This window comes from Comamonas sp. CAH-2, from assembly GCF_009668305.1.
In the GTDB taxonomy this organism is placed as follows: Bacteria; Pseudomonadota; Gammaproteobacteria; order Burkholderiales; family Burkholderiaceae_C; genus Comamonas; species Comamonas aquatica.
In genome coordinates this window covers 45660-70013 of sequence record NZ_VSWF01000013.1, presented here as the reverse complement: position 1 = coordinate 70013, position 24354 = coordinate 45660, and the positions used below count along the sequence as shown (strand labels likewise).

Annotated in this window: 20 protein-coding genes; 8 read left to right on the top strand and 12 right to left on the bottom strand. The window is 67.6% G+C overall.

Annotated elements, in window-relative coordinates:
* Nucleotides 1-49: 49 nt before the first annotated feature.
* Entirely contained in the window at nucleotides 50-430 is a 381-nt protein-coding gene (gene panD, locus FYM52_RS09725) for an aspartate 1-decarboxylase (RefSeq protein WP_042412846.1), read from the bottom strand.
* A gap of 207 nt (nucleotides 431-637) precedes the next feature.
* On the opposite strand from panD, the gene FYM52_RS09720 reads away from it, so the two are divergent.
* Nucleotides 638-1099, top strand: coding sequence for a DUF4260 domain-containing protein (locus FYM52_RS09720; protein ID WP_238826167.1), 462 nt, complete (start codon nucleotides 638-640; stop codon nucleotides 1097-1099).
* Between the two features lie 56 nt (nucleotides 1100-1155).
* Here FYM52_RS09720 and hrpA read toward each other — a convergent pair whose 3' ends face one another.
* Nucleotides 1156-5205, bottom strand: coding sequence for an ATP-dependent RNA helicase HrpA (hrpA, locus tag FYM52_RS09715; RefSeq protein ID WP_154163931.1), 4050 nt, complete (start codon nucleotides 5203-5205; stop codon nucleotides 1156-1158).
* A 194-nt stretch (nucleotides 5206-5399) separates the two neighbouring features.
* Nucleotides 5400-5756: a hypothetical protein gene (locus tag FYM52_RS09710; RefSeq protein ID WP_042412850.1), complete on the bottom strand. Its 357-nt coding sequence runs from the start codon at nucleotides 5754-5756 to the stop codon at nucleotides 5400-5402.
* A gap of 229 nt (nucleotides 5757-5985) precedes the next feature.
* Here FYM52_RS09710 and FYM52_RS09705 point away from each other — a divergent pair, with 229 nt between their 5' ends.
* Nucleotides 5986-7158, top strand: coding sequence for a metallophosphoesterase (locus FYM52_RS09705; protein ID WP_154163930.1), 1173 nt, complete (start codon nucleotides 5986-5988; stop codon nucleotides 7156-7158).
* 37 nt (nucleotides 7159-7195) lie between these two features.
* On the opposite strand, the gene FYM52_RS09700 is transcribed toward FYM52_RS09705, so the two are convergent.
* Nucleotides 7196-9277: an FUSC family protein gene (locus FYM52_RS09700; RefSeq protein ID WP_154163929.1), complete on the bottom strand. Its 2082-nt coding sequence runs from the start codon at nucleotides 9275-9277 to the stop codon at nucleotides 7196-7198.
* Nucleotides 9274-9804: a MarR family winged helix-turn-helix transcriptional regulator gene (locus tag FYM52_RS09695; protein WP_154163928.1), complete on the bottom strand. Its 531-nt coding sequence runs from the start codon at nucleotides 9802-9804 to the stop codon at nucleotides 9274-9276. Before FYM52_RS09695 ends, FYM52_RS09700 begins: the two co-directional genes overlap by 4 nt.
* A gap of 177 nt (nucleotides 9805-9981) precedes the next feature.
* Here FYM52_RS09695 and FYM52_RS09690 point away from each other — a divergent pair, with 177 nt between their 5' ends.
* Complete coding sequence (locus FYM52_RS09690; protein WP_051519557.1) at nucleotides 9982-10905, top strand: alpha/beta fold hydrolase; 924 nt, start codon at nucleotides 9982-9984, stop codon at nucleotides 10903-10905.
* A 56-nt stretch (nucleotides 10906-10961) separates the two neighbouring features.
* Here the strand turns inward: FYM52_RS09690 and phnE are convergent, their stop codons facing one another.
* The 3 genes from phnE to FYM52_RS09675 form a co-directional block, all read right to left on the bottom strand.
* Entirely contained in the window at nucleotides 10962-12521 is a 1560-nt protein-coding gene (gene phnE / locus FYM52_RS09685; RefSeq protein ID WP_154163927.1) for a phosphonate ABC transporter, permease protein PhnE, read from the bottom strand.
* Entirely contained in the window at nucleotides 12521-13336 is an 816-nt protein-coding gene (locus FYM52_RS09680; protein WP_154163926.1) for a phosphonate ABC transporter ATP-binding protein, read from the bottom strand. Before FYM52_RS09680 ends, phnE begins: the two co-directional genes overlap by 1 nt.
* A gap of 132 nt (nucleotides 13337-13468) precedes the next feature.
* A complete protein-coding gene (locus FYM52_RS09675) occupies nucleotides 13469-14350 on the bottom strand; it encodes a putative selenate ABC transporter substrate-binding protein (RefSeq protein ID WP_154163925.1) in 882 nt (293 codons plus the stop codon).
* A 136-nt stretch (nucleotides 14351-14486) separates the two neighbouring features.
* Between FYM52_RS09675 and FYM52_RS09670 the strand changes: the two genes are divergently transcribed.
* The 4 genes from FYM52_RS09670 (at nucleotide 14487) to FYM52_RS09660 (ending at nucleotide 19207) form a co-directional block, all read left to right on the top strand.
* Nucleotides 14487-14654 carry a hypothetical protein gene (locus FYM52_RS09670; protein WP_154163924.1) on the top strand — a complete coding sequence of 56 codons (168 nt, stop codon included), beginning with the start codon at nucleotides 14487-14489 and terminating at the stop codon, nucleotides 14652-14654.
* A gap of 155 nt (nucleotides 14655-14809) precedes the next feature.
* Nucleotides 14810-14938 (top strand): hypothetical protein, encoded by a 129-nt coding sequence (locus FYM52_RS19055; RefSeq protein WP_255446787.1) that lies wholly within the window; start codon nucleotides 14810-14812, stop codon nucleotides 14936-14938.
* A gap of 163 nt (nucleotides 14939-15101) precedes the next feature.
* Nucleotides 15102-16448, top strand: a complete 1347-nt coding sequence (argA, locus tag FYM52_RS09665) for an amino-acid N-acetyltransferase (protein ID WP_154163923.1) — start codon at nucleotides 15102-15104, stop codon at nucleotides 16446-16448.
* 380 nt (nucleotides 16449-16828) lie between these two features.
* Entirely contained in the window at nucleotides 16829-19207 is a 2379-nt protein-coding gene (locus FYM52_RS09660; RefSeq protein WP_154163922.1) for an adenosylcobalamin-dependent ribonucleoside-diphosphate reductase, read from the top strand.
* Nucleotides 19208-19273: 66 nt separating this feature from the next.
* Here the strand turns inward: FYM52_RS09660 and FYM52_RS09655 are convergent, their stop codons facing one another.
* A complete protein-coding gene (locus FYM52_RS09655) occupies nucleotides 19274-20797 on the bottom strand; it encodes a sulfatase-like hydrolase/transferase (RefSeq protein ID WP_154163921.1) in 1524 nt (507 codons plus the stop codon).
* A 146-nt stretch (nucleotides 20798-20943) separates the two neighbouring features.
* On the opposite strand from FYM52_RS09655, the gene FYM52_RS09650 reads away from it, so the two are divergent.
* Nucleotides 20944-21621: a glutathione S-transferase gene (locus tag FYM52_RS09650; protein WP_154163920.1), complete on the top strand. Its 678-nt coding sequence runs from the start codon at nucleotides 20944-20946 to the stop codon at nucleotides 21619-21621.
* Nucleotides 21622-21880: 259 nt separating this feature from the next.
* Here the strand turns inward: FYM52_RS09650 and FYM52_RS09645 are convergent, their stop codons facing one another.
* The 3 genes from FYM52_RS09645 to FYM52_RS09635 all read right to left on the bottom strand — a co-directional run bounded on the left by FYM52_RS09645 (nucleotide 21881) and on the right by FYM52_RS09635 (nucleotide 24346).
* Complete coding sequence (locus FYM52_RS09645; RefSeq protein WP_154163919.1) at nucleotides 21881-22552, bottom strand: pseudouridine synthase; 672 nt, start codon at nucleotides 22550-22552, stop codon at nucleotides 21881-21883.
* Nucleotides 22553-22651: 99 nt separating this feature from the next.
* Nucleotides 22652-23158, bottom strand: a complete 507-nt coding sequence (locus tag FYM52_RS09640; RefSeq protein ID WP_154163951.1) for a disulfide bond formation protein B — start codon at nucleotides 23156-23158, stop codon at nucleotides 22652-22654.
* A gap of 60 nt (nucleotides 23159-23218) precedes the next feature.
* Nucleotides 23219-24346, bottom strand: a complete 1128-nt coding sequence (locus FYM52_RS09635; protein WP_154163918.1) for a sulfate/molybdate ABC transporter ATP-binding protein — start codon at nucleotides 24344-24346, stop codon at nucleotides 23219-23221.
* Nucleotides 24347-24354: the final 8 nt, after the last annotated feature.

The window sequence follows — 24354 nt, the reverse complement described above, 5'->3', positions numbered from 1 at the left end:
CCCCGGGCAACCAGCGCCCGAGGGACATGGGAAACGGCTCAGCGCCGGTTCACAGCGTCTGCGTCGGCACCTTGTGGCGCAGCTCGGTCTGGCGGTTGTGCTCGTCCACGAACACCAGCTGGGGCTGGTGCTCCGCGACATCGCTTTCGTGCACCTGGGCAAAGGCGGCAATGATCAGCAGATCGCCCACGGCGGCACGGCGCGCGGCCGAGCCATTCACCGAAATCATGCCGCTGCCGCGCTGCCCCTTGATGGCGTAAGTGACGAAGCGCTCGCCGTTGTCGATGTTCCAGATGTGGATCTGCTCGTTCTCGGCAATGTTGGCCGCGTCCAGCAGATCCTCGTCGATCGCGCACGAGCCTTCGTAGTGCAGCTCGCATTGCGTGGTCTTGACCCGGTGGATCTTGGACTTCAAAAGTGTGCGGAACATGGTGTCTCCCTGTCTGTGTCTGTGGCACGCCGCTGTGGGTTGTCACCAAGCACCCACTTGCGCGGCGTCCCTTGTTGCGCCGCCGCATTGTGCACGCGCCGGCCCCGGGGCTCAAGCCCAAAACACCCAGGTTTGTGACGGCCAAGCTTGACGCTGGTGCAGCGATATGGCGCGGCCGCCCGCCACCCGCCCGCTAGGATGCGGGGCATGTCCATCCATACCGACTCCCTTGCGCCCCCCATGAACGGGGCCGTCACCGGCGCCCTGCGCACCACCTTGCGCCTCGAAGGGCTGTGCGTGCTGCTGGTCGCCACGGCCTGCTATGCCCGCTACGGCCAGGGCTGGGGCTGGTTTGCTACCTTGTTCCTGGTGCCGGACCTGGCCTTTCTGGGCTACCTGGCCGGGGCCCGCGTGGGCGCCATCGCCTACAACCTGAGCCACGCCTACATTGGCGCCCTGGCCTGCCTGCTGGCCGGTGTGCTGCTGCCGCACCCGCTGTGGCTGGCGGCCGGCCTGATCTGGGCGGCGCACATCGGCTTTGACCGGGCCCTGGGCTACGGCCTGAAATATGCGCAAGGCTTTGGCTTCACGCACCTGGGCCTGATCGGCAAGCAGGCGCGGGCCACGCAGGCTGCGCCGCAGGCCCCCAGCGCCACCGCCCAGCACTGAGGCAGGCCCCAGCCACCGCAGCAGGGGGCGGAGCGCACGCGGCCCCCCGCGCCCGTTCACTGCTGCAGCTGGCCCCAGACCTTGTCCAGGCGCTTGGCACTGACCGGGTACGGCGTGCGCAGCTCCTGCGCGAAAAAGCTCACGCGCAGCTCCTCCAGCATCCAGCGGTACTCCTGCATGCGCGCGTCCACCTGGCCCTTGCGCTCGGCCACCAGGCGCCAGTAGCGCTGCTCCAGCGGCTGCAGCTCCTTGAGCTTGGCGGCATCGCGTGCCGGATCGGCGCGGTACTTGTCCAGGCGCGTGGTGATGGCCTTGAGGTAGCGCGCGTAATGTCCCAGCTGCGCCCAGGGGGCCACGGCGATGAAGTTCTTAGGCATCAGCTTTTGTAGCTGCTCGCCCGCGTCCTTCGTGGCTTCTGGGGCATTTTTGGTGTCCTTGATCTTGCGCGCCGCAGCGGCGTACTCGGTCAGGATGGTGCTGGCCATGCGGGCCACCTCGTTGGCGATCAGGGTCAGGCGCCCGCGCCCGTCCTGCACGCGCTGCTGGAAATCCGCCGCATTCGCGGGCAGGGGCTCCTGCAGGAAGGCGCGGTCGATCGCCACATCGATGATCTGGGCGCGCAGCTCCTCCTGCGTGCCCAGCGGCATGTAGGCCACGGCCATCTTCTGCAGGTCGGGGATGTTCTTTTCCAGGTACTTGAGCGCGTCCTTGATCTGCAGCGCAAACAGGCGGCGCAGGCCCACGCGGTGGCGGGCGGCCGCCACCTCGGGTTCGTCGAACACCTCGATGCCGACCTCGCTGCCATGGTCGATCAGCGCCGGAAAGCCGATCAGGGTGGTGCTGCCCTTGCTGATCTCCATCAGCTCCGGCAACTCGCCAAAGCTCCAGGCGGTGTAGCGCTGCTCAGCCTTCTGGGCCGGCGACTTGGGCGGGGCAGTCTTGTCGTTTTTAGGAGCTTTCTGCGCTTGCCCCGCCTGCGCTGGAGGCTGTTTGGGCTCTGAAGGTTTGATCGCCTCGACGGTGCTGCTGACCTTGAGCGCCGCCAGCGCCTGGAAGGCGCCGCGCGCCTTGGCGCCCCACTCGGCCTTGAGGGCGGCCAGATTGCGGCCCTGGCCCAGCTGGCGGCCGTGCTCGTCGATCACGCGGAAGTTCATGAACAGGTGCGGGCTGAGCATGTCCAGCTTGAAGTCGGCACGCTTGACGTCCAGCGAAGTCTCGTCGCGCACCTGCTTGAGCAGGGCCTCGATCAGCCCGCCCTTGGCCCAGCGCTCGGACTGCATGAACAGCTCGGCCAGGCGCGCCGCGTTCTCGGGCAGCGGCACGAAACGGCTGCGCGGGCGCTGCGGCAGGCTTTTGAGCAGGGCCTGGATCTTGTCCTTGAGCATGCCGGGCACCAGCCACTCGGCGCGCTCCTCGGACACTTGGTTGAGCACGAACAGCGGCACGGTCACCGTGACGCCATCGCGCGCATCGCCGGGGCTGTGCAGGTAGGCCGCGCTGCAGTCCACGCCGCCCAGCTTGACCACCTTGGGAAAGTTGTCGGTGGTGATGCCGGCGGCCTCGTGGCGCATCAGCTCGTCCCTGGACAGGCGCAGCAGCTCGGGCTGGCCCTTGCCCGCGGCGCGGAACCACTGGTCGAAGGTGGCGCCGCTGTACACGTCGCGCGGCAGGTGCTGGTCGTAGAAGGCGAAGATCAACTCGTCGTCCACCAGCACGTCCTGGCGGCGGCTCTTGTGCTCCAGCTCCTCGACCTTGCGCACCAGCTTGAGGTTGGCGGCCAGGAAGTGCCAGTGCGTGTCCCACTCGCCCTCCACCAGCGCCTGGCGGATGAACTGGGTGCGCGCCGCATCGGGATCGACCCGGCCGTAGCTGACGCGGCGGCCGCTGTAGACCACCAGGCCGTAGAGCGTGGCGCGCTCCAGCGCCACCACGTCGGCCTGCTTCTTGGACCAGTGCGGGTCCAGCAGCTGCTTTTTCAGCAGGTGCGCGCCCACCTCTTCCAGCCACTGCGGCTCGATGGCGGCAATGCCGCGGCCATACAGGCGCGAGGTCTCGACCTGCTCGGCCGCCACGATCCAGCGCCCGGGCTTCTTGCTCAGGTGGGCGCCGGGGTGCGGGTGGAACTTGATGCCGTGCGCGCCCAGGTAGGCGTCGCTCTCCTCGCCCTTGTAGCCGATGTTGCCCAGCAGGCCCGACAGCATGGACAGGTGCACGGCGTCGTAGCCCGCGGCCTCGGTGTTGATCTGCCAGCGGTGCTCCTTGACCACCGTCAGCAGCTGGGAATGGATGTCGCGCCACTCGCGCACGCGGCGGATGTTGATGTAGTTCTGGCGCAGCAACTGCTCCCACTGGCGGTTGCTGAGCTTGTGCGTGGCGTCCTCCACCGTTTCGGACGGGTTGAACAGCGCCAGCCGCTCCTCCACCGTGCCCTCGGGCTGCGCGCCGCTGGCGCGCTGGCTGACCGGCAGGAAGGCCTGGTTGCGCGCCGAAGGCTTGGCCGCGGGCTTGCTTTGCGCCGCCATCTCCGCGCGCGTCTTGGCCACCACCTTGCCGCCGCGCGCGTCCTGCAGCCACTTCCAGAGGCGCAGGTAGCCGGTGAACTCGCTTTTCTCGTCATCGAACTTGGCATGCTGCTGGTCGGCCTGCTGCTGGGCTTCCAGCGGCCGGTCGCGCACGTCCTGCACCGACAGGGCCGAGGCAATCACCAGCACCTCGGCCACGGCACCGCGCGCACGCGCCTCCAAAATCATGCGCCCCACGCGCGGGTCCAGCGGCAGGCGGGCCAGCTCCTGGCCCATGGGCAGCAGGTGGCCGCGTTCGTCCACCGCGCCCAGCTCGGCCAGCAGCTGGTAGCCGTCGGCAATGGCGCGGCCCGAGGGCGCTTCCAGGAACGGGAAGTTCACCACATCGCCCAGGCCCAGCGACTTCATGCGCAGGATCACACCGGCCAGCGAGCTGCGCAGGATTTCCGGGTCGGTGAAGCGGGCGCGGCTGGTGAAATCGGCCTCGTCGTACAGGCGGATGCAGATGCCGTGGGCCACGCGGCCGCAACGGCCGGCGCGCTGGTTGGCGGCCGCCTGGCTGATGGGCTCGACCAGTAACTGCTCCACCTTGCTACGGAAGGAATAGCGCTTGACGCGCGCCGTGCCTGCGTCAATCACGTATCGGATACCGGGCACCGTGAGCGAGGTTTCGGCCACATTGGTGGCCAGCACGATGCGCCGACCAGTGTGGCCATCAAAGATGCGGTCCTGCTCGGCCTGCGACAGGCGCGAGAACAGCGGCAGCACCTCGGCGCTGCGCAACGCCGGGTAGTTCTGCAGGTGCTTGCGCAGGTGGTCGGCGGCCTCGCGGATCTCGCGCTCGCCCGGCAGGAAGACCAGGATGTCGCCCCCCGCGCCGCCCTGCCACAGCTCGTCCACGCCCTCGGCGATGGCATCGTGCAGGTCGTAGTCCTTCTTTTCCTCGAAAGGCCGCCAGCGCATCTCCACCGGGTAGGTGCGGCCCGAGACCATGATCACCGGCGCAGGCCCCTGGGCGCTTTCGAAGTGCTTGGCAAAACGGTCGGCGTCGATGGTGGCCGAGGTCACCACCACCTTCAGGTCCGGGCGCTTGGGCAGGATCTGCTTGAGGTAGCCCAGCAGGAAGTCGATGTTCAGGCTGCGCTCGTGCGCCTCGTCGATGATCAGCGTGTCGTAGGCGCGCAGCAAGGGGTCGGTCTGCGTCTCGGCCAGCAAGATGCCGTCCGTCATCAGCTTGACCGAGGCGCCCTTTTGCAGCGTGTCCTGGAAGCGCACCTTGTAGCCCACCACCTCGCCCAGCGGGGTGTTCAGTTCCTCGGCAATGCGCTTGGCCACGGAGCTGGCCGCAATCCGGCGCGGCTGCGTGTGGCCGATCAGGCGGCCGCGCACCTGGCCGTGGGCATCGGGCGGCGCATTCAGCTTGCCCCGCCCCAGCGCCAGGGCAATCTTGGGCAACTGCGTGGTCTTGCCCGAGCCGGTCTCGCCACAGACGATGATGACCTGGTGGCGCTCCATGGCCTCCATGATTTCAGTGCGGCGGCTGGAGACTGGGAGTGACTCGGGAAAGGTGATCTTCAAGGACATAAGGGGCGCAATTATCCCCGTACTGCCCCGGCGCTGCAGGCCAGCGCGGCAAAACAAAGGCCCTGCGGATCAGGCAGGGCCCAGGTCGGTGCGCTGAGGGGGCTCGCCCCCTCATGCTGCCCCCTCGGCGGCGGCAAGGGCAGCGTGTGCAGCCCTGCCCGCGCCCCCACGGCCAGGGCGCGGCGCCAGCCCGCTTATTTCTTGCGGGTGTCCACGTAGCCCGCGCCCAGGCCGAAGTTCAGGCCCTGCTGGCCGAAGGAGTAGCCAACATCACCGCCCAGGTAGATGTTGTCCTTACCCAGATAGGCCACACCCACGTTCGGGCGCAGGCTGCGGTCGGCGAAGGAGTAATCCACGCCCAGCGTCGCCGCGGCCTTGTCCTCCTTGTCGGTGGAGAACATCTTGACGCCCAGCGCCGGACCGGAGACGGGCTTGGGCCCGCCAAAGGTCCAGGTCAGGCCGGCGCCCCAACCCACGTCCGCCAAGGCCGCCGTGGACAAGGTGGCTGCGGCCAGGGCGCAGCCGGTGAGGGTCCAGATTCGTGATCGCATGCAAAACCTCCTGATGTCGTTGCTTTGTGAGTGACTCATTCTGGGGATGACCGCGCCGCTCATCCTTCCTGCACGCCTTGCATGCCTGTCAGACAAGACGCCACACGCATTTCCTTACAGGGTCTAAGCCCAGCCATCTGGCGGCAACATCGGCTTGCTATGCTGGTTGCAGCCCGTGTCTGCGGGCACCCCCATCCCCTGCCCGTGTGCGGCACCTTCTCTGCTTGATATGGTTTCTTTGCTTGCGCTGCTGGCGCCCCTGCTGTCCCTCTGGCTCTGGTCTCCACTGATTCCGTCCCACCGCCGTGCCTTCTGGTGGTGCGTGGCCATCACCGCCGTGCTGGGCACCGCCCCCGCGCTGCTGATCTATGCCATGCGCAACGACGTGCTGGATTTCGGCCTGCTGTCGCACCTGCAGCTGGTCAGCGGCACCTTGTTCGCGGCCATCGCCCTGGGGCTGGTGCTGTGCATCGTGCGCGACCTGCTGTGGCTGGCCGTGCGGGCCTGGCGCGGCCCCCGCAGCGCAGCGCCCTGGCGCCGGCCACGCTGGACGGCCACGGGCATAGTCGCCCTGGTGCTGCTGAGCACCTACGGCACCATCCAGGGCACGCGGCTGCCCGAAGTGCGTGAGCACACGGTTGCCCTGCCCCGCCTGCCGGCGGCCCTGGACGGCCTGCGCATTGCCGTGCTGGCCGACATCCACGCCACGCCCGTCAACGACGCCGCCTATGTGCAAGGGCTGGTGGAGCGCACCAACGCCGCGCGGCCAGACATGGTGGTGCTGCCTGGCGACCTGATCGATGGCGATGCGCCCACGCAGTCCGGCAACATCGCGCCGCTGGCGGGCTTGCAGGCCCCGCTGGGCGTGTGGTCGGCCCCGGGCAACCACGAGTACTACAGCGGGTATGACGCCTGGGCCCGCGTGTTCCAGCGCCTGAACCTGAATTACCTGGCCAACGAGGCCCGGGTGCTGGACGTGCGCGGGCACAGGCTGGCGATCTCGGGCGTGGGCGATCCGGCCTACGGCCGCCTGTCCCAGCAGAATGCCGACCCGCAGGTACCCGAAGGCGTGCCGCCCGATGTGGTGACCGTGGCCCGCCAGGCGCAGGCCGGTGGCGCCGAGCTGCACATCCTGCTGGGCCACCAACCCAAGATGGCCCGCAGCTATGCGCCCCACGGCATTGACCTGCAGATCGCCGGCCACACCCATGGCGGCCACATCCGGGGCATGGACCAGTGGATCGTGGCACCGGCCAACGATGGCTTTGTGCGCGGTCTCTACGAGGTGGGTGCCATGCGCCTGTTCGTCAGCAGCGGCGCCGGCCTGTGGCCGGGCTTTGCCGTGCGCCTGGGCGTGCCGTCCTCGATCGACGTGCTGGTGCTGCGCCGCGCGGCGCCTTGAGAAACGCGCCAAAACCCGCGCGCCGCGCAGGCGGCCATCACGGCAGCTGCTGGCGCAGGGCTTCCAGCGCCGGAATATCCCGCTGCGCCACCTGCAGCGCCTGGGCCGCCAGCTCCGGCGGCAACCCGGGCTGGGCCGACAAGGCCCGCCATGCGGCCTGCAGCCGCACCTGCTGCCGGGGGGCGCGCGCAACACCCCCCCAGGCTGCCGTGCGTTGCAGGGCCTGCACCGCCCGCCGATCGGTGCGGCGCAAGGCCGGGGTGGCCAGGATGGTGTCGCGCCGCCACTGCTGCAGCTGCAACAGCGCCGTCTGCATCGCGCGCAGTGACAGCCCCAGATCGTGCAGTTTCCCGCGCGCGGGCCACTGCGTCTTGTCCGCCCAGCGCACCAGCCGCAACAGGCGGTGGTGCAACTGGGCCTGCCACAGCGCAGCGGCGGCAGAGCCGCCCGGCCACAGCGCGGGCCGCCCCTCCTCCAGCAGGCGGCGCGCCAGGGCCGGCACCTCGGCCAGCATCATGCGCGCCAGGGTGTGCAGGCGCCGCTGGGCATTGGTGGGATAGACCCCGCGGTACACCAGCCAGGCCAAGGCCGGCCCGGACACCACGGCCAGCGCCATGCTCAGGTGCTGGGTCCACCCCGCAGTTTGCGGAAACACCGGCGCCAGCAGGATGAACATGGCCATGTTGGTGTCCATGGCGCCCGCCGCCGTGCGCTGGTGGGCAAACACCAGCCCGCCCAGCAGGGCAAACGGCAGCAGCATCCACACCATCTGCCAGCCCGACTGGGCCCAGGGCCAGACCAGGGTCTGGCACAGCAGCGCCAAGGCGGCGCCGATCAACTGCCCCCGCAGCACGAAGGCCATGGTGCGGTGCGGGCTCTCGAAGCCCGAAAACACCAGCAGCATGACCGACAGGCCCAGCATGCCAAAGGCCACCAGGCGCCATTCCGTGAGCGCCCACACCATGCCCAGCAGCAACAAGGTGCCGCCCGCGCGCACGGCCGCCTGGCGCGCACCCACCCAGTCGCGGTGCAGCGGCAAGGGTGCCATGCGCCGCTCGTGGGCCACAGGTCGGTGCCGGCCTTGCAGATCCCGTTGCTCGGCCTCCCAGCCACTGTGCATGGCCTGCAGCAGCAGGTACAGGGCATGCAGCACCTCCGGGACGGCCTGCCCGGCTGCCTGCACGGCGGCCACCGCCGCTTCGCAGGCCGCAATCGCCTGTTGCAAGCACTGGCGCAAGGCCTGGGCCTGCTGGGACTCGGGCGCGGCCTGCAACGCCTGCACGAGCGACTCCAGCGCCTGGACCAGCTGCTCTGTCGGGCCCTCAGGGGCAAGGTCCACCGCCATCTCGACGCGCTGCAGCAGCCCCAGGTGGTAGACCAGATCCAGGGCACGGTGCTGCTGCCAGTGCATGGCCCTGGAGGTGTGGCGGGCCGTGCGCGATCCTTCGGGGTACAGTTCCAGCAACTCCTCCACCTCGGCCAGACGGCTGAGCAGCGCGGCCATCGGGGCCGGCGCAGGCGCGGCGTGCGGGCGCAGCGGAGCGATGGCTGCCTGCAGCACACCGGCCAGCGCATGGCGGCTTTGGGCAATCAGCACGGCGGTGCGACGCCGGGGGGCGAAGCACCAGGAAATGCACACGGCGGTCAGCACCCCGGTCACCACGGTCAGCAGACGGTCCCAGGCAAACGGCCAGATCGCAGCCACGGGCCCCACGTGCAGCAAGATCACCATGGCCGCCGAGTAGCCCGCCAGCATGCAGCCGTAGGCCATGTAGCCGCGCTGCAGGTTGCCCAGGAAGGCACACAGCGCGCTCCATGCGGCCAGGCCCAGGGCCAGCACCCAGATCGACTCCTGCGCCAGCAGCACCAGGCCCACGGCGAATGCCACGCCGACCACCGAACCGGCGAAGCGGTAGATGCCGCGCGACAGCAAATGCTCACGCATCGGCTGGCTGCAGGCCCAGGCCGACATGGCCGCCCAGTGCGGGTGCTCCAGCCCCAGGGCATAGGCCAGCAGCAACGCGGCGAAGGCCGCCAGGGCCGTGCGCAGGGCAAACGCCAGCACCGGGGTGTGAAAGCCCAGGGCCCGCGCCCAGGTGGTGGCGGTGGATGCGCTCATGGTGCCTCCGGATCGCACGTGCCGACCGCTGGGGGCTGCGACGCCTGCACCAGGCGCCGGTCCAGTTGCAGCAGTCCGGCCACCAGGGCCTGCACCGCCGAGGCGGGCAGGCCTTCCAGCAGTTGCTGCTCCACCCGCTGCAGCTTGCCGTGCACGTCGGCCACCATGGCCTGCCCATCGGCGGTCAGCAGCAATTGCTTGCTGCGGCGATCGGCCGCATCGGTGACCCGCAGCACCAGGCCCCGGTCTTCCAGCAGGTCCACCACGCGCACCAGGCTGGAACTGTCCAGGCCCATGCGCTGCGCCAGTTGCTTGAGGCTCAGCGCCTGGTCGGCCTGGTGCAGGTGAAACAGCGGGCGCCAGGTGGCATCGGTCAAGCCCAGCTCCGCCAGGCGCATCTCCAGCACACGGCGCCAGTGGTGGCTCACACTGACCAGCAAATGACCAAAAAACGGCACCGCCTGCGGCGCATCGGCGGCGTCGCAGGACGGCGGTTGGCAGTTCATCGTGGCATCAGACAGGTTCATGCAGACTCTTTGCAAGATAAATGATTGGCAATGCCAACTATTTTAAAAAAGTGCTCTTGCGCATGCAGCGCCTGTCTGCAAGCCCCTGCGGGCGCCAGGGCGTGGGCAGCGTGCACGGCTTGAGTTCGTACGCCGTTGCCGCGACACTGGCGGCTTTGTTGGACGCTGCCCTGGCCCATGAACCACCACCTGCCCCCGGCCGATCCCGCGCTGGACCGTTTCGCCGATCTGCCGAATGGCCTGCAACTGTGCTTTCGCACCTATGGACACCCCGATCACCCGCCCATCGTGCTGATTGCCGGCCTGGGCCTGCAACTGGTGTCCTGGCCCCAGGCCCTGATCGACGGCCTGGTGGCCGAGGGCCTGTACGTCATCACACTCGACAACCGGGACATGGGCCGCTCCAGCTACCTGCCGCAGACCCCACCGGCGCGCTGGCGGCTGCTGCTGGACCGCATCCCCAGCGGGCACTACCTGATCAGCGACATGGCCAACGACGTGATCGCCCTGCTGGACCACCTGGGGGCCGAGCAGGCGCATGTGCTGGGCATGTCCATGGGCGGCATGATTGCCCAGAACGTGGCGGCGCAGGCACCGCAGCGGGTGCTTTCGCTGACCTCCATCTTCTCCACCACCGGCAACAAGCAGGTGGGCCAGCCCGCCGCATCGACCATCTGGCGCATGCTGACCAACCGGCCCGCCTGGAACCTGCCGCAGGCGCAGGACAAGTTCGTGCAGCTGATGCGCCACATCGGCAACCCCGAGGTGCCCGGCGTCGAGGCCTTGTGGCGCCAGCACATGGCCCTGGCCTGGCAGCGCACCACGCCCGAGCTGTCGCTGCAGGGCTACGAACGCCAGGTCACCGCCATCGTGGCCTCCGGCGACCGCACCGGGTTGCTGCACCGCATCCAGGCCCCGACCCTGGTGCTGCACGGTGACCGCGACTACATCGTCCACCCCAGCGGCGGCGAGGCCACGGCGCGCGCCATCTCGGGGGCGCAACTGCACACCCTGGTCGGCATGCGGCACCAGCTGGATGCCGCCATCACCCCGGCGCTGCTGGAGCTGATCGTGCCCCATGTGCGCGATGCCCAGCGCTGAGGGCGCATAAAAAAAGGCGCTGCACGCAGCGCCTTGTGGACGTGAGCCGAGCCTGCTCAGCGCATGGCGCGGCGCAACCGGGCGCTGGTCTGGTCCACCGCCACCGACAGCGCCAGCATGGCCAGGATCACCGTGCTGGCTTCGGCGTAGTGGAACAGCGACAGCTTGACGTAGAGCAGCTGCCCCAGTCCCCCGGCGCCGACAAATCCCAGGATGGCGGCCATGCGGATGTTCATTTCCCAGCGGTACAGGGTGTAGGCCAGCAACTGCGGGGCTGCACCAGGCAAGGTGCCGTACAGAAAGGCCAGCACCCGGCCGCTGCCGGTCCTGCGTAAGGCCTCGGCCGGTTGCGGCGGAGCGTTCTCCAGCGCTTCGGCATACAGCCGCCCCAGCACCCCGGCCGTGTGCAAAGCCAGGGCCAGGGCCCCGGCAAATGGCCCCAGCCCGACGGCCAGGGCGGTGATGGTGGCCCACACCAGCTCCGGCACGGAGCGCAGCAGGTTCAGCACCACATTCCACGGCGTGCGGAACCTGGGCAGGGCCAGCAACAGGCCGGCAACGGCGGCCAGCAGCGTACCCACCACCGAGATCGCCAGCGTCTCGCCAATGCCCACCAGCACGGCCCACAGCCAGGCTGCGCTGATGTCCGGCGGGAAGAAGCCGGTGACGAAGTCCCCCATCGCGGCGGCCGCCTGGCCGGTGAACAGCTGCGACCAGTCCATGCCCAGCAATTGCCAGCTGGCCACGATGGCGGCCGACACGGCCAGCAGCACCGCCGCACTGCGCCAGCCCCAGGGCGCCGCGCGGGGCGCGGGGGTCGCATCCAGGGCCCGGCGCAAGCCATTCGACAGCGCATCCGCGCCCAACACCAGCAGCACGAACACCAGCAGGATGGAGCAGGCCTCGCCGCCGTTGAGCATCTTCATCGCCTGGTCCATCAGCTGGCCCAGGCCACCGGCCCCCACAAAGCCCATGACCACGGACGCGCGGATGGCACATTCCCAGCGGTAGACGGTGTAGGACACCAGTTCCTTGGAGGCCAGGGGCAGCACCCCGTACAGCAGCGCCAGGGCGCGCGGGCTGCCGCTGCGCACCAGGGCACGGGCGGCGGTGCCGTCCTCGCTTTCCAGGATTTCGGCATAGACCTTGGCCAACATGCCGCCATAGGTCAGCCCCAGGGCCAGCACCCCGGCGGTCGGCCCCAGGCCGAACACGCGCACGAAGACCAGCGCCCACACCAGCTCGGGAATGCCGCGCAGGATGGTCAGGATGGCGCGCGCCACCGGGTTCTGCGTGGCCTTTTCACGGACGGCACTGGTGGCCCAGTACGACAGCGGCACGGCCAGCACAAAGGCCAGCAGCAGGCCGATGGTGGCGATTGCCAGCGTCTCCAGCGTGGCCTGCCACAGATAGCCGCCAAACTCGGCACTGGTGTCTGGCGGCAAGAAGCCCGCCAGAAAGCCGCCGATGACGTGCAGGTTGTTGGGGTCGAACAAGGCCCCCGGCTGCACGCCGGCGCCCTGCCACAGGGGCCACAGCACGGCCAGGGCCACCAGCAGGCCCCACAGGCGGGGCCGCGCCGCCGGGTCGGACAAAGGCCGTTGCAGCGCCCGCATCAGCAGCCCCTGCGCACCGCCGCCAGCGTGCTGGCGGCCGCGGTGTGCGGCAGGTCCTGTGGCTGCGGCACCTGCTGGCCCTCGGCGGCGTACAAGGCCTGCAGCTGGGCCGGCGTGACCTGGCGGGCCGGCAGATCAAACACGATGCGCCCACCGCGGATGCCCACCAGGCGCTCAAAGCACTGCTGTGCCAGCTCCACCGCGTGCAGGCTGGCCACCAGGGTGGCGTTGCGGGCCTTGGCTTCCTGCACCAGCAGCTGCACGGTGTCCAGGGCCAGCGTGGGGTCCAGGGCCGACACCGGCTCGTCCGCCAGGATCAGCTGCGCCTCCTGGTACAGCACGCGGGCGATGCCGACACGCTGCAGCTGCCCGCCGGACAGCTGGTCGCAGCGCACGAACAATTTGTCGGCCAGGTGCACGCGCTCCAGCGCCTGGCGCGCGCCGGGCAGGTCCTGGGGGTAGAGCAGCGAGGCCAGCGACTTCCACGCCGGCCACTGGCCCAGCTTGCCCGCCAGCACGGCGGTCACCACGCGCTGGCGCGGCGGAATCGGGGCGGACTGGTGCACGGTGCCAATCCGCGCGCGCAAGGCGCGCAGCGCGGCGGCGGACGCCCAGGCCGGCTGCTGCAGCACGGTCAGCTGCCCCGCCGTGGGCTGCAGCGCCGTGCCGATGGTGTTCAGCAGGCTGGTCTTGCCCGCACCGGAGGGGCCGATCAGGGCGATGCTTTCGCCCTGCTGCGCCTGCAGGTCGATGTCCGCCAGGGCGACATGGCCGTTGGCATGGGTCAAGCCCAGGCCATGCAATGAAAAACTCATACAGATGCTCTGCAAACTGTAGCTGTCAGCGCAACATGGATGCGCGCTGTCAGCCAATTTTGCTGAATATGCGCAGCAGGCCACCGCGTGCCTGCACCGGGCAGGCCACGCGGCGGCGCTGCGGCCACGGGCTTACTTCAGCAGGCCTGCGGCCTTGGCGGCCTCTTCAATGCCGACGTAGTTCTCGGGCTTGGAGGGGATGAACTTGGAGGCGCGCTGCAGGTCCATGATGGCCTTGTGCCCCGGCTTGGCGGGGTCCAGCTTCAGGAAGGCCTCGGTCAGCTTCTTGGTGATGGCAGGATCAAGGTCGCCGCGCACGGTCCAGTTGTAGTCAAAGTACTCGGGCGTGGTGTGGAACACGCGCACCTTGGCAGGGTCGACCTTCTTGGTCTCGACCAGCTTGTCCCACACCGAGGTGTTCAGCACGCCCGCGTCGGCCTTGCCGGTGGCCACGAAGGCCACGGTGGCATCGTGCGCACCGGAGTAGGCCACGTTCTTGAAATCCTTCTCGGGGTTGATACCGGCCTTCTGGATGAAGTAGCGGGGCATCAGGCTGCCCGAGGTGGACGAAGGTGCGCCAAAGGCGAAGGTCTTGCCCTTCAGGTCTTCCAGGGTCTTGATCGACGGATCGGCCGTGATGAAGCGCGAGGTGAACACCGCATCCTCGGCACGCTGCACGATAGGGTTGGCCGAGCCCTTGGTGCGGATCTTGGCCTGCACGTAGGTGAAGCCGCCCAGCCAGGCCATGTCCAGCTTGCCGGTGGCCAGCGATTCAACCACAGCGGCGTAGTCGCTCACGGGGGTGAACACAACCTTCATGCCGGTTTCCTGCGACAGGTACTCGCCCAGGGGCTTGAACTTGCGCTGCAGTTCGGTGGGGGCCTCGTCGGGGATGGCCGACACGCGCAGCACCTGTTCGGCGGCGGAGGTGGAGAAGGAGGCCAGCGCGGAAGTGGCGGCCACGGCAAGCAGCGCCTGCTTGATCACCAAGCGGCGTGGGGAAGAGAAGGACATGTGGTTTCCGTTTCAAAAGCCACCGCCGGACGGAATTGCTCGGCGGTTTAATCGGTGCTCCAGCACGCTGGGCACCCTCGGTGCAAGGGCGGTACGACAGACCGCTGGGCGGAATTCTCGCACCCATGGACCATGCTTGAGCGCTGTCAAGCCAGTTGCCGCAGCAGACCGCTGCACCATCACCCAGCCCTGCCCGGCACATCGCCATGAAAATAAAAGCGCTCAGCGCATAAAAATCAAGGTTTTGACAACGAATTGTTTTCCAAACCAAGATGAATTCAGCGCATCAAGCTCTCTTTTTTGAGAATCGGCAGGACACCCTGACAACACCAGGGTTTTAGCCTGACACCCTTCCCCCGGCACGCGCTTCGTGGAACCATGGCTTCAGACCGGGCGCCGCGCGCTGCGGCCCCGGCGGTGGAAGATGAAGTGATTCCAGCTTTCTGCAAGGAGGCAGCAATGACCGAGTTCGACGCCCTGCACCCCCTGCTCCAGGCGGTGGTTTATTACGGCAGCCCCCTGTTGCTGCTCGCAGGTCTGGCAGGCTTTGCCACCTCGGTGGCCCTGTGGTTCCTGCGTGCGCCCTGAACACGGCGGCGCGGCACGCCGGCACGCTTCGCCATCCACGATCCTCCCACGCTCGCAAAAAAGCGCTGCACCCTGATCCACGCGGCTACACTTCGCACTGGCTTGCATTCCCCACGGAATGACAAGCCTTTTTTCCCTTGTGATGCCTGCTTTTCCGCCGCCCATGTCCACTGTCTTCAACTTCACCTTTGTTCCCTGGTTCCGGTCTGTGGCCCCGTACATCCACAAGTTCCGACACCAAACCTTTGTGGTGGGCATCACGGGCGAGGCGATTGCCGCCGGCAAACTGCAAGGCATCGTGCAGGACCTGGCGCTGATCCAGGCCATGGGCGTCAAGCTGGTGCTGGTGCACGGCTTTCGTCCCCAGGTGAACGAGCAGTTGCGCCTCAAGGGCCAGGAGCCGCAGTACTACAACGGCACCCGCGTGACCGACAGCGTGGCCCTGGACTGCGCCCAGGAAGCCGCCGGCCAGCTGCGCTACGAGATCGAGGCTGCCTTCAGCCAGGGCCTGCCCAACACCCCCATGGCCGGCGCCCGCGTGCGGGTCATGTCGGGCAACTTCCTGACCGCCCGCCCCGTGGGCATCGTCAATGGCGTGGATTTCATGCACTCCGGCCTGGTGCGCAAGGTGGACGTGGAAGGCATCCGCCGCGCCCTGGACTCGGAGGCCATGGTGCTGCTGTCGCCCTTCGGCTTCTCGCCCACGGGCGAGGCCTTCAACCTCAGCATGGAAGAGGTGGCCACCCGAGTGGCCAGCGAGATGAAGGCCGACAAGCTGCTGTTCCTGACCGAAGTGCCTGGCGTGCGCACCGACCCGATGGCGCCCGAGAGCGATGACAACCCCATCGACACCGAGCTGCCCCTGGCCGCCGCGCGCCAGTTGCTGGCCAAGCTGCCGGCGCCACAGGTGCCCACGGACACGGGCTTTTACCTGCAGCACTGCGTGCGCGCCTGCGAACAGGGCGTGGAGCGCAGCCACATCCTGCCGTTTGCGGTGGATGGCGCGCTGCTGCTGGAAATCTATGTGCACGATGGCATCGGCACCATGGTCATCGACGAGAAGCTGGAGGAGCTGCGCGAGGCCTCCATCGACGACGTGGGCGGCATCATCCAGCTGATCGAGCCCTTCGAGAACGACGGCACCCTGGTCAAGCGCGACCGCACCGAGATTGAGCGCGACATCGCCAGCTACACCGTGATCGAGCACGACGGCGTGATCTTCGGCTGCGCAGCCCTGCACCCCTACCTCGAAGCCAAGACCGCCGAGATGGCTGCCGTGACCGTCTCGCCGAAAGCCCAGGGCACGGGCGACGGCGAAAAGCTGCTCAAACGCATCGAGCAGCGCGCCCGCATCATGGGCTGCGACACCCTGTTTGTGCTGACCACGCGCACCATGCACTGGTTCATCAAGCGGGGCTTCCAGCCGGTCAGTCCGGACTGGCTGCCCGAGGCGCGCAAGGCCAAGTACAACTGGGACCGCAAGAGCCAGGTGCTGGTCAAGAAGCTGTAACCGACGTTTACCGATCAACGGTAAAAAATTTTAAACAGCACTTGCCAACAAATAGCAGCAAAATTCTCATGAATACATGATTTTTTGCTATTAATTTCATACTCCAAACCTGACTAGAATACGCGCCGTGCTCGGTGCAGAAACCGCTGCGATAGCCCCCGACCAGGGCCCCACTATTGCAGCGCCCGCATGCCGGAGGCTCGGATTTTGGGTTCCAATTCACCCTTTGTTGGCCCTGGCGCCAACCGGGCCCACCAGGCCCGACTCCGATCCCCTGGCCGGGCGTGCCAAGTACGCCCGGCCTCTTTTTTTTCGTTCCCTGTGCATGGCTTTTGCTTGTGCAAGGACTGTCTCGACATTCTTCTTACTGCAAAGACGCAATGACTTCTTTGAACACCCAACCAATCAGCCAAGACGTCTTGGCCGAGAAATACCTGGCTGCCGGCGAACACACCGCCGAAGACCTGTTCCGACGTGTCTCCCAGGCTCTGGCAGACCAAGAAAAGCCGGAGCTGCGCGCCGAGTGGGCGGAGAAGTTCTTCAAAAACATGCAAGCCGGTGCCATCGGCGCCGGCCGCATCATGGCCGCCGCCGGCCTGGACACCAAGGCCACACTGATCAACTGCTTCGTGCAGCCCGTGGCCGACGCCACCAACGGCTTTGACGAAAACGGCAACCCCGGCATTTACACCGCGCTGTCGCAGGCCGCGGAAACCATGCGCCGTGGCGGTGGCGTGGGCTATGACTTCTCCAACCTGCGTCCCAAGGGTGCGCGGGTCAAGGGCACGAACTCCTACGCGTCGGGCCCCTGCTCCTTCATCGACGTGTTCGACGCTTCGTGCACCACCGTGGAATCCGCTGGTGCGCGCCGCGGTGCGCAGATGGGCGTGATGCGCATCGACCACCCCGATGTGCTGGACTTCATCACCGCCAAGCGCCAGAAGGGCCGCTGGAACAACTTCAACGTCTCGGTCGGTGTGACCAGCGACTTCATGCAGGCCGTGGAAAACGATGCCCCTTGGGAACTGGTGCACGTGGCCACCCCCTCGGACCTGCAGATCGATGCCGGCGCCTACCAGCGCGACGACGGCAAGTGGGTCTACCGCACCGCGCAGGCGCGCGAACTGTGGGACAGCATCATGAAGTCGGCCTACGACTTCGCCGAGCCGGGCATCCTGTTCATCGACAACATCAACAACGACAACAACCTGTACTACGCAGAGACGATTGCCGCCACCAACCCCTGTGGCGAGCAACCCCTGCCCCCCTACGGTTGCTGCGACCTGGGCCCTATCATCCTGACCAAGTTCGTGCGCGATGCCTTCACGCCCGAAGCCCGTTTCGATGTGGACGCTTTCCGCGCCGCCGTCGCCATCCAGGTGCGCATGCTGGACAACGTGCTGGACGCCACCGTCTGGCCCCTGCCCGAGCAGCACAAGGAATCGCAGCAAAAGCGCCGCATCGGCGTGGGCTTCACCGGTCTGGGCGATGCCCTGATCATGCTGGGCCTGAAGTACAACAGCGACGCCGGTGTGCAGCAGGGCGAAACCATCGCCCGCCACATGCGCGACGCCGCCTACCTGGCCTCGGTCGAACTGGCCAAGGAAAAGGGTGCCTTCCCGCTGTTTGACGCGGACAAGTACCTGGCCAGCGGCTTCACCCAGCGCCTGCCCGAAGCCATCCGCGCCGAGATCCGTGCCCACGGCATCCGCAACAGCCACCTGCTGTCGATCGCGCCCACCGGCACCGTGTCGCTGGCCTTTGCCGACAACGCCTCCAACGGCATCGAGCCGCCCTTCTCGTGGACCTACAACCGCAAGAAGCGCACGGCCGATGGCGGCAACAGCCACTACACCGTGGAAGACCACGCCTACCGCGTGTTCAAGGCCATGCACGGCGCCGATGCGCCGCTGCCCGAAGCCTTCGTCAGCGCGCTGGAAATGACCGCCGCCGAGCACGTGGCGATGATGCGCGTGGTCCAGCCCTACATCGACACCGCCATCTCCAAGACGGTGAACATCCCCGCCGACTATCCGTTCGAGGACTTCAAGAACCTCTACATGGAAAGCTGGAAGGCCGGCCTCAAGGGCTGCGCCACCTACCGCCCCAACGACACGCTGGGCGCCGTGCTGTCCGTGGAACCGCCCAAGCCCGCCGAAGCGCCCAAGCCCGTGGCCACCAACAGCAGCAACATCGCCGCTGTGGTGGAACGCCGCCCCGAGGGCCCGCTGAACGCCGTGGTCGACAAGATCGAGTACTTCACGCACGACGGCGCACGCCGCCTGTACCTGGTGGTCAGCTTCATGAATGTGGACGGCGTGGAGCGCCCCATCGAGTTCTTCATGCCCGTGGGCCAGACCGGTGAGAGCCAGCAGTGGATCACCGCCACCATGCGCTCGCTGTCGCTGGCCGCACGTGGCGGCTTCCTGGACAAGGCCCTGGACGATCTGCGCAAGGTGGCCTGGGACCGTGGCCCCATCCGCTACGGCTGGATGGACAAGGCCGATGGCAGCCGCGTGCCACTGTGGCACGACAGCGAAGTGGCCCTGCTGGCCTACGCCGTGCAGGCCATCATTGCCAACCGTGGCGAGGCCCAGCCCGCCCCCAGCACCAGCGCAGCCCCTGCACCGGCGCCTGTGGCTGATGCCACGCAGACCATGAGCGGCAAGAAGTGCCCCGACTGCGGCGCCCACGCCGTGATCAAGAAGGATGGTTGCTCGTTCTGCACCGCCTGTGGCTATATCGGCGCTTGCGGCTGATCCAGCCTGCGCAAGCAGCTATGAAAAAAGGAGGCCTTGGCCTCCTTTTTTATGGACGGATGACGCTCACTCCAGCGAGCAGCGATCCGCGTGGGCAATCGCCTGCCAGTCACGCCCCTGGAACTGGAGCGCCTGCGGCGCGTGGTGCCGCGGCTGCGCCCCATCGCCCACGCCCCAGCGCACCAGCTGGGCTACCATGGAATTTCCATGCAGGGGCGTCTCGCGCTCTTGCGCGCTGAAGCGGGGCATGCCGGCCGCCTCGGCCGTCGCTGCCAGCGCCGGGTTGCGCCAGACCAGCAGCGGCACCTCCAACGTGCTGCGGCTCAAGCCCGTGCGATAGCCCTCGCTGCACGGAGGCAGCACCAGCCCGTGGTCGCTGCTGTAAACCAGCAGGGAGGGACTGCCCGGGCGGGAGGACTGGTCGAGCAGCTGCGTCCACTTGGCGAGCAAGGCGCTGCTGTAGTGCAAGGAGTTGTCATAGGCATCTTCCAGCGCGGCGTAATCTGCAGGGTAGCGGTGCTTGACGTCCGGGTGGCTGCCGAAGGTGTGCAGCACGACCAACTTGTGCGTGGCGGGGTCCTGCAGCGCACGGCGCAAGGGCTCCGTCAGCGCATCGTCGTCCCCGCCATCGCCCACCTTGGTGTAGACATCGGCCGAGCGCCGCAGGGTCTGCACAAAGAAGTCTTCCTGGCTGTCGAAGAAGCGCGAATTGGTCAGCACAAAGGTCTTGAAGCCCGCCTGGTGCGCCACATCCAGGAACGAGGGGGCCTGCTGCTGCACGCTGTCGTTGGCCGACAGGCCCGTCAACATGAAGGGCAAGGCGGCCGCCGTGTTCGAGCCCTGGGCCATCACGCGGATGGCCTCGATCCCGGGGATGTCGCGCAGGGGCGCGTTGGTGTCGCCGCCGCCATAGCCCAGCAGCGACCAGCGCTGGGCCGAGGCGCTTTCGCCGATCACCACCACCAGCGTCTGCACCGGGGCCGGCTGCGACAGCGGCACCGGCAGCTGCGGGCTGTAGAACAAGGCCGCATTGATTTGCCGGTGCAACAGGTAGGCCTTGACAATGTGCAACGGGTACACCCGGTCGAGCTTGTTCAGGTAGCCCCAGCCGTCGTAGCCCTTCTTGGCGCCATACAGCGCGAAACCGCCCCACACCAGCGCGCTGGCGATGCAGGCGACACGCAGCAGCGAGCTGCGGCGCAGCGACTGGGCAGGCCAGCGCAGCAGCGTCCAGCCCAGCCAGCCCGAGCCCAGCAACCACAGCAAGGCCATCACCACGGTCAGCGTGGGCAGGGTGTGCACGAACTCCCAGGTTTCACTGGGCGTGGTGCGCAGCGCCGTGGCCAGGAAGAACTGATCGGCCAGATAGCCAAAGAAGCCCACGTGCACCACATTCACCAGCCCCAGCAGCCACACAGCGGGCACCACCAGCCAGCGCACGGGCCGCAGCAGCAGCAACGGTGCCCACAGCACCGCGGCGAGAAGCCACAGACCCAGGGATTTCGCATGCACGCCCTCCAACAGGCAGGGGCTCAACAGCAGCAGCCAGGCGATGAGCGCCGGCGCTATATTTTTTTTGTTGTGTTTCATTCGCTTACACCATCCAAGGTGGGCGAGCTTACCCCAGGCAGGGCACGGCTGGCTTACTCCGCCGCGATACAGGCTTTGTCCTGAGGACTTAAAGTACGCAGCTTGTCTTTCCAACCTGCTGCGTTTTCACCAGCACCATCGCTCCCATGACCCTTTCGCCTGCCCTGCCCGTGCTCTATTCCTTCCGCCGTTGCCCCTACGCCATGCGTGCGCGTCTGGCACTGGCCCATGCCGGACAGGCCTGCGAGCTGCGCGAAATCAACCTGCGCTCCAAGCCGCAGGAGCTGCTGCAGGCCTCGCCCAAGGGCACGGTGCCGGTGCTGGTGCTGCAGGACGGCCGCGTGATCGAGCAAAGCCTGGACATCATGCTGCACGCCCTGCGCGCCAACGACCCGGACGGCTGGCTGGCCCCCACCCAGGGCACGCTGGACGACATGCTGGCGCTGATCGGCCGCAACGACGGCTTCTTCAAGCAGGCACTGGACCGCTGCAAGTACCCCGAGCGCTACACGGCCGAAGAGGTCAACCAGGCCCAGACCGATGCCATCACCTGGCTGGCGGCCCTGGACGAGCAACTGGCCGACAGCGGCTACCTGTTCGGCCTGAACCCCAGCCTGGCCGACATGGCGCTGCGTCCCTTCGTGCGCCAGTTTGCGCGCATCGATGAAGCCCAGTGGGCCGAGCAGCCCTGGCCCCACCTGCAGGACTGGCTGCAGCGCTGGATCGATTCGGCGCTGTTTGCCGAAATCATGGAAACCTACCCCGGCTGGGTCCCCGGCACCAAGGGCCCGACCTTCAGCACCGACAGCATCGAATCGGCCTGAGCCGGTGCGCAGGTTATTACAAGCGTTTTTGGCCTGTAGCGCATAAGCAGCAAGGGGTAGCAGCTCCTCTTTTCAAAGCCGCATCACAGGTTCGCGCAGCACCCCGACCGAGGGGTGGGGCAGCCCGCCATGCGGCCATGGCCCTCACCGGCCGTGGACAGAACGGCGCAACGCCGACGCCCGCCGCGGGCCTCCCCTGCCATCGCCAGCCGGCTTCTGGGCACGGGCTGGCCATCGCAGCCCAAGGCGCCAGGCCCGCTCAGCGGCCTTTGTGGAACCAGGCGCCGGGCCGGCGCGCCGAGACCACCGGACTGCCCGGCGGGCGCCGCGCTGTCGTGCCCGCCGACGCCTGGCTGCCCGCCGCAGCCACGTCGCCCCACTGGATGTCTTCACGCGCAATCGCGCGCCACTGGCCCGGGGCCAGCGCTTCCAGCTGCAGGTTGGCAATGCTGCGCCGGATCAGGCGCAAGGTGGGATGGCCGATGGCCGCCGTCATCTTGCGCACCTGGCGGTTCTTGCCCTCGACCACGGTGATCTCCAGCCACACGTCCTGCACGCTCTTGCGCACCCGCACCGGCGGATCGCGCGGCGCCACCTGCGGCTGGGGCTGCAGCAGCTGCGCCTGGCACGGCAAGGTGGTGTAGTCCTCGATGCGCAGCCCGTCGCGCAGGCGCTGCAGCGCGGCCTCGTCGGGCACGCGCTCGACCAGCACCCAATAGGTCTTGGGCTTCTGGTAGCGCGGGTGAAGCAACTGCTCGATCAGCGGGCCGTCATCGGTCAGCAGCAGCAGGCCCTCGGAATCCTTGTCCAGCCGCCCGGCCGGGTACACCCCGGGCGGCAGGTCGAACTCCGCCAGCGACCGCGCCCCATCCTCGGGGGTGAACTGGGACAGGACGCCATACGGCTTGTGGAAGAGGATGTACTGGGGCATGCCGGATCGATAGTGCGCAAAGGCCGTGATTGTCGGCCCAAAACAAAGCCCCGGCATGCCAGGCATGCGGGGCTGCAATCCTAAGGGGGGTGCCGGTTCTCAGCGGCGCTGGGCACCCTTGCACAGCAGCACCAGCAGCACCAGGGCAAAGCCGACAAACCACAGGAAGGACCAGTTGGCGATGGTGCCGCCCAGGAAGGTCCAGTCCACGGCCGTGCAGTCGCCCGAACCGCGGAAGATCATGGGAATGGCGCGGCTGATGGGGTAGTTCTCGATCATGCCGTAGAGGTCCCGGCCGCAGCTGGCGAACTCGGGCGGGTTCCACTGCAGCCAGCTCTGGCGGGCGGCCACGAAGGCGCCCAGGCCGGCGGCCACCGTGGCCAGCAGGCTCCAGGTCTTCCACCAGGCACTGCGCCGGCCCAGGCTGGCCAGGCCGGTGCACAGGGCCACCAGCACCAGGGCATAGCGCTGCACGATGCACATGGGGCAGGGCTCCAGGCCCTGCACGTGCTGCAGGTACATGCCAAAGGCCAGCAAGGCCACGCAGGCGGCGGCAATCAGCGCCAGGGTGCGGCGCGGGGTGGAGGTGATCCAGTTCAAAACCAGCATGTTGTTCTCATTTCAGGGGACGGCACCAGCGCCCCCTGCCCCATGCAGGTGGCGGACTCAGATACCGGCTGCTTCGTCCAAGAATACCTTGGCGCGCCGTGGTGTGACCACCAAGGTCTCCCCCTCGCGCAGTGCCATCTCGTGGAACTGCTGCGCAGGGATTTGCGCCTCGATCAAACGCTCGGAACCCGCATTGTCTGCGGATTGGGTGTCGTCCGCGGGAATAAGTTCCAGGCGCGCGATCGGACCCACCACGATGGCGCGGCTGAGCTGCACCACCATGCCGGTCTGGCGACCGTTGCCGTCGGTGTTCTGACCGGGGGAATAGCGCTCCACCTCCAGCTCGTGCGGGCGCACATAGGCGAAGGCGTTGCGGTCCACGGCCCCGGCGGCATCGCTGCTGGCCAGCTGCGTGCCATCGGCCAGCACCACGTGGCCGTCCTGGGCGCGCCCCTTGAACAGGTTCACATCGCCCAGGAAGCCGTAGACAAACGGGCTGGCCGGGTTGTTCCAGACTTCCTGCGGCGTGCCTTCCTGCTCGATCTTGCCCTGGTTGATGACCACCACGCGGTCCGCCACTTCCAGCGCTTCCTCCTGGTCGTGCGTCACGAAGATGGAGGTCACATGCAGCTCATCGTGCAGGTGGCGCAGCCAGCGGCGCAGTTCCTTGCGCACCTTGGCGTCCAGCGCACCGAAGGGCTCGTCCAGCAGCAGCACCTTGGGCTCCACCGCCAGGGCGCGCGCCAGGGCGATACGCTGGCGCTGCCCCCCCGACAGCTGCGAGGGGAAGCGGTCGGCGATCCAGTCCAGCTGCACCAGCTTGAGCAGGCTCATCACCTTTTCCTTGATCTGGGCTTCGCTGGGGCGCTCACGGCGGGGCTTGACGCGCAGGCCGAAGGCCACGTTCTCGAACACGGTCATGTGGCGGAACAACGCGTAGTGCTGGAACACGAAGCCCACGTTGCGCTCGCGCACGTGCACGTCGGTGGTGTCTTCGCCGCTGAAGTGGATGCTGCCCACGTCGGGCGTTTCCAGCCCGGCGATGATGCGCAGCAGCGTGGTCTTGCCGCAGCCCGAGGGTCCCAGCAAGGCAATCAGTTCCCCGGACTGGATGTCCAGGCTCACATCGCGCAGGGCCTGGAAGTCGCCGAACTGCTTGCTGACATTGCGGATTTCAATGCTCATGGTCTTGA

Coding starts and splice junctions, on each gene's coding strand:
- panD (WP_042412846.1), bottom strand. CDS start 430: ATGTTCCGCACACTTTTGAAGTCCAAGATCCACCGGGTCAAGACCACG.
- FYM52_RS09720 (WP_238826167.1), top strand. CDS start 638: ATGTCCATCCATACCGACTCCCTTGCGCCCCCCATGAACGGGGCCGTC.
- hrpA (WP_154163931.1), bottom strand. CDS start 5,205: ATGTCCTTGAAGATCACCTTTCCCGAGTCACTCCCAGTCTCCAGCCGC.
- FYM52_RS09710 (WP_042412850.1), bottom strand. CDS start 5,756: ATGCGATCACGAATCTGGACCCTCACCGGCTGCGCCCTGGCCGCAGCC.
- FYM52_RS09705 (WP_154163930.1), top strand. CDS start 5,986: ATGGTTTCTTTGCTTGCGCTGCTGGCGCCCCTGCTGTCCCTCTGGCTC.
- FYM52_RS09700 (WP_154163929.1), bottom strand. CDS start 9,277: ATGAGCGCATCCACCGCCACCACCTGGGCGCGGGCCCTGGGCTTTCAC.
- FYM52_RS09695 (WP_154163928.1), bottom strand. CDS start 9,804: ATGAACCTGTCTGATGCCACGATGAACTGCCAACCGCCGTCCTGCGAC.
- FYM52_RS09690 (WP_051519557.1), top strand. CDS start 9,982: ATGAACCACCACCTGCCCCCGGCCGATCCCGCGCTGGACCGTTTCGCC.
- phnE (WP_154163927.1), bottom strand. CDS start 12,521: ATGCGGGCGCTGCAACGGCCTTTGTCCGACCCGGCGGCGCGGCCCCGC.
- FYM52_RS09680 (WP_154163926.1), bottom strand. CDS start 13,336: ATGAGTTTTTCATTGCATGGCCTGGGCTTGACCCATGCCAACGGCCAT.
- FYM52_RS09675 (WP_154163925.1), bottom strand. CDS start 14,350: ATGTCCTTCTCTTCCCCACGCCGCTTGGTGATCAAGCAGGCGCTGCTT.
- FYM52_RS19055 (WP_255446787.1), top strand. CDS start 14,810: ATGACCGAGTTCGACGCCCTGCACCCCCTGCTCCAGGCGGTGGTTTAT.
- argA (WP_154163923.1), top strand. CDS start 15,102: ATGTCCACTGTCTTCAACTTCACCTTTGTTCCCTGGTTCCGGTCTGTG.
- FYM52_RS09660 (WP_154163922.1), top strand. CDS start 16,829: ATGACTTCTTTGAACACCCAACCAATCAGCCAAGACGTCTTGGCCGAG.
- FYM52_RS09655 (WP_154163921.1), bottom strand. CDS start 20,797: ATGAAACACAACAAAAAAAATATAGCGCCGGCGCTCATCGCCTGGCTG.
- FYM52_RS09650 (WP_154163920.1), top strand. CDS start 20,944: ATGACCCTTTCGCCTGCCCTGCCCGTGCTCTATTCCTTCCGCCGTTGC.
- FYM52_RS09645 (WP_154163919.1), bottom strand. CDS start 22,552: ATGCCCCAGTACATCCTCTTCCACAAGCCGTATGGCGTCCTGTCCCAG.
- FYM52_RS09635 (WP_154163918.1), bottom strand. CDS start 24,346: ATGAGCATTGAAATCCGCAATGTCAGCAAGCAGTTCGGCGACTTCCAG.